3 protein-coding genes and 1 pseudogene are annotated in these 3,682 nt (G+C 73.9%); 2 read left to right on the forward strand and 2 right to left on the reverse strand.

Going from position 1 to position 3,682, the window contains the following annotated elements; all coding sequences use genetic code 11:
• Nucleotides 1-187: 187 nt before the first annotated feature.
• Both BU198_RS37175 and BU198_RS37180 read right to left on the reverse strand, forming a co-directional pair.
• Nucleotides 188-1,402: a cytochrome P450 gene (locus BU198_RS37175; protein ID WP_188295389.1), complete on the reverse strand. Its 1,215-nt coding sequence runs from the start codon at nt 1,400-1,402 to the stop codon at nt 188-190.
• A gap of 91 nt (nt 1,403-1,493) precedes the next feature.
• Nucleotides 1,494-2,234 (reverse strand): SIR2 family NAD-dependent protein deacylase, encoded by a 741-nt coding sequence (locus tag BU198_RS37180; RefSeq protein WP_188295388.1) that lies wholly within the window; start codon nt 2,232-2,234, stop codon nt 1,494-1,496.
• A gap of 112 nt (nt 2,235-2,346) precedes the next feature.
• On the opposite strand from BU198_RS37180, the gene BU198_RS37185 reads away from it, so the two are divergent.
• Both BU198_RS37185 and BU198_RS37190 read left to right on the forward strand, forming a co-directional pair.
• Nucleotides 2,347-3,411 (forward strand): ATP-binding protein, encoded by a 1,065-nt coding sequence (locus tag BU198_RS37185; RefSeq protein ID WP_188295387.1) that lies wholly within the window; start codon nt 2,347-2,349, stop codon nt 3,409-3,411.
• A pseudogene (locus BU198_RS37190) lies at nt 3,408-3,682 on the forward strand (hypothetical protein); the annotation flags it as partial. The gene BU198_RS37185 and the pseudogene BU198_RS37190, both read left to right, overlap by 4 nt.

Raw genomic sequence — 3,682 nt, forward strand, 5'->3', positions numbered from 1 at the left:
GCGGCCGCGAGGAGCAGCGCCGCCGGGCGGCGGAGGGTGCGGCGGGGTCCGGTGCTGCGGGTTCCGGTGCTGCGGGGTCCGGTGCTGCGGTTCGTCATGGCCCTTCGACGTGCCGCCCCGTCGACCGGTTCCACCCGGCCCGCACCCGCCGCCTCCCGCCGCCTCCCCGGCAGGCCGCGCTTCCCCGTCAGACCTCGACCAGCAGTTCCCTGAGCCCGCGGATCACGTAGCCCGGGTTCCACTCGGGCTCGCGGACCAGCCGCAGGCCCGGCGCCCGGCGCAGCAGGGTGCCGTAGGACTCGGTGAGCTCCAGCCGGGCGAGCGGGGCACCGAGGCAGAAGTGGATTCCGGCGCCGAAGGTGATGTGCGGGTTGTCGGTGCGGCCGAGGTCGAGGCGGTCCGGGTCGGCGAAGCGCTCGGGGTCGCGGTTGGCGGAGCCGAACAGCAGGGCGATCTCGGCGCCGCGCGGGATGGTGACGCCGCCGACCTCGATGTCCTCCAGCACCCAACGCTCGAACATCTGCAACGGGGTGTCCCAGCGCATCAGTTCCTCGACGGCGGTGGGCAGCAGCTCGTCCACCGAGCCGCGCAGCCGGGCGAGTTCGCCGGGGTTGCGGAACAGCGCCCACCAGCCGTTGCCGGTGGTGTTGACGGTCGCCTCGTGGCCGGCGTTGAGCAGCAGCACGCAGGTGGAGATCATCTCCTGCTCGCTGAGCGCGTCGGAGCCCTCCTGGGCCTGGATCAGTGCGCTGATCAGGTCGCCGCCGGGGGCGGTGCGGCGCTCGCGGATCAGGGCGCGCAGGTAGTCGGAGAACTCGACGCTCGCGGTGACGGCCCGGCGGGCGGCCTCCTCGCTCGGGTTGAGCTCGAACATCCCGGTGATGTCGGAGGACCACGGCCGCAGCAGGTGCCGGTCGGCCTCCGGCACGCCGAGCATCTCGGCGATCACGGCGACCGGCAGCGGCTCGGCGACGGTGGCGATCAGGTCGCCGCCGCCGGCCGCGAGCAGCTCGTCGACCAGATCCCCGGCCAGCCGCCGCACGGTGGGGCGCAGGCCCTCGACCATGCGCGGGGTGAAGGCCTTGGAGACCAGCCGGCGGATCCGGGTGTGGTCGGGCGCCTCCAGGTCGAGCAGCCCGTTGTCGTTCAGGGTGTGGAAGGGCTCGTGCGCCGGGTCGGGCTCGGGGCGGCCGAACTCGGCGTGGCTGAAGCGGTGGGTGTAGGTGCGGCCCAGCCGCCGGTCGCGCAGCAGGGCGCTGACGTCCTCGTGGCGCGAGACGAGCCACTGGTTCGTCGGCTCGAAGTACGTCACCGGCGCGTGCTCGCGCAGTTCGGCGTACGCGTCGTACGGGTGGGCCACGAACGCCGCCGACCAGGGGTCGAACGTCACCGTCGTCGTCATCGGTCGATCACTCCAGGCCAGGAGGGGGGAAGCCGGAAGGATCATCGTACGCACGCGGTACGTCCGGGAATATGACCCTTCCGGCTCCCGATCAGGCCCGCTCCAGGACAAGTCGGCGCACCAGCTTCGGCAGCGCCTGGGAGATCGGCTCGCGGATCACCTCGTCCGCCGCCTCGTCGTACGGCGTCGGCTCGGCGTTCAGGATGATCAGCTTCGCCCCGGTCTTCACCGCGTTGTACGGCAGCGCCGCCACCGGGAACACCTGGAGGCTGGTGCCGACCGCGACGAACAGGTCGCAGGCACGGGAAACCGCGTCGGCCTGCCCGAGCACCTCCGGGTCCAGGTTCTCGCCGAACATCACCGTGCGCGGCTTGAGGATCCCCCCGCAGGCCCGGCAGTCCGGGTCCGGCTCCCCCGCCTCGACCCTCGTCAGCGCCTCCGCCATCGGCCCCACCACCCGGCAGCGCAGACACTGCACCTCCCGCGCGGTGCCGTGCAGTTCGAGCACCTTGCGGGCGGTCAGCCCGGCCGCCTGGTGCAGCCCGTCCACGTTCTGGGTGAGCACCCGCACCGGCAGGCCGGAGCGCTCCAGATCGACCAGCGCGCGGTGCCCGGCGTTCGGCTCGGCCAGCAGCGCGCCGGTCTCCAGCCGCATCCGCCAGGCCCGCCGGCGCACCTCGGGGTCGTCCCGGTACGGCCCGATGGTGACCAGCTCCTGGGCCGACGGGTCCTTCTGCCAGAGGCCCTGCGGGCCGCGGTAGTCGGGGATGCCCGAGTCGGTCGAGATGCCCGCGCCGGTGAGCACGGCGATCAGGGGACGCTTCGCGTTCATGCCCCGGACGGTACGGCCGGGAGCCCGCTCCCGGCCACCGAAAATCCGGGTGCGCCCGCCCGGCTCCCGCCGCACACTGGGCCGGTCGCACCGCCGTACCCGAAGGAGCCCCGTGCAGGGAGCAGTCAGCGTCTCGCCCGTCCAGGTCCCCGAGCTGCTGCTCGGGCTGGCCACCGTCCGCCCGGTGTTCCTCTGGGGCGCCCCGGGGATCGGGAAGTCCTCCCTGGTCAGGGAGTTCGCGGAGTCGCTCGGCCTGGAGTGCGTCAGCCTGGTCGGCACCCAGCTCGCCCCGGAGGACCTGATCGGCGTCCCGCAGCTCACGCCCGAGGGCCGCTCCCGGTTCTGCCCGCCCGAGCAGATCGCCCGCGACGAGCCGTACTGCCTGTTCCTGGACGAGCTCAACGCGGCCTCGCCGGACGTCCAGAAGGCCTTCTACTCGCTGATCCTGGACCGCCGGATCGGCTCGTACGAGCTGCCGCCCGGCTCGATCGTGATCGGCGCCGGGAACCGCGCCACCGACGGCGCGCTCGCCCGCCCGATGGCGTCCGCGCTCGTCAACCGCATGGTCCACGTCCACCTGCGGGCCAGCGCCGGGGACTGGCTGCGCTGGGCGGCCGGCGCCGGGATCCACCCCTGGGTCGTCGACTACCTCACCGACCGGCCCGACCACCTGTGGACCGCCCCGCCGAAGACCGAGGAACCGTTCTCCACCCCGCGCGCCTGGCACATGCTCTCCGACGCGCTGCACTCCTTCGGCCCGACCGTGGACGAGGAGACCCTCAAGGTCCTCGCGCACGGCCTGCTCACCGCGCAGCACGCGGTCGCCTTCGGCGGCTACGCGAAGATCGTCCGCAACTCCTACGGCCTGGCGGCGATCCTCAGGGGCGACGCCCGGTGGCCGCACCGGCCGGAGGACCGCGACCTGCTCTACTACCTGGCCGACTCCTTCCGCGGCCGCCTGGCCAAGGAGCTGCCCGCGAGCAAGGAGCACGCCTCCGGGGCACAGCGGCAGACCGCCTTCCGGGCCAAGTCGCTGCTGGTGCAGCTGGCCGAGATCTCGGTGGAGGTCGCCCAGACGGTGATCGCCGACGGTCCGGACGGCAACCCGGTGCTGCCCTCCTGGTTCCTGATCGAGGCGGCCCGGGACATGCCCCGGCTGGTCGAGGCCCGCCGGTGAAGCCCTCCGCCGCTCCCAAGGACCCGGGCGCCGAGGCCTTCGCGGCGGGCGTCCGGCTGCTCCACCGCAACCCGGCCCTCGCCGCCCTGCGCGCCGGCTTCTGCCGCAGCGAGGCCTGTACCAGGGCCCCCGTCGACGGCTGGGCGGTGGTCGACTCGGCCGGCACCGTGCACGTCGACCCGCGCCGCCGGGCCGAGCCCGAGGAGTGGGCCTGGGCGCTGGCCCACTGCCTGCTGCACCTCGGCTTCGGGCACGTCCCGGCCGCCCGCGG

It is taken from the genome of Streptomyces sp. CBMA156, assembly GCF_014596515.1.
Classification (GTDB): Bacteria; Actinomycetota; Actinomycetes; order Streptomycetales; family Streptomycetaceae; genus Kitasatospora.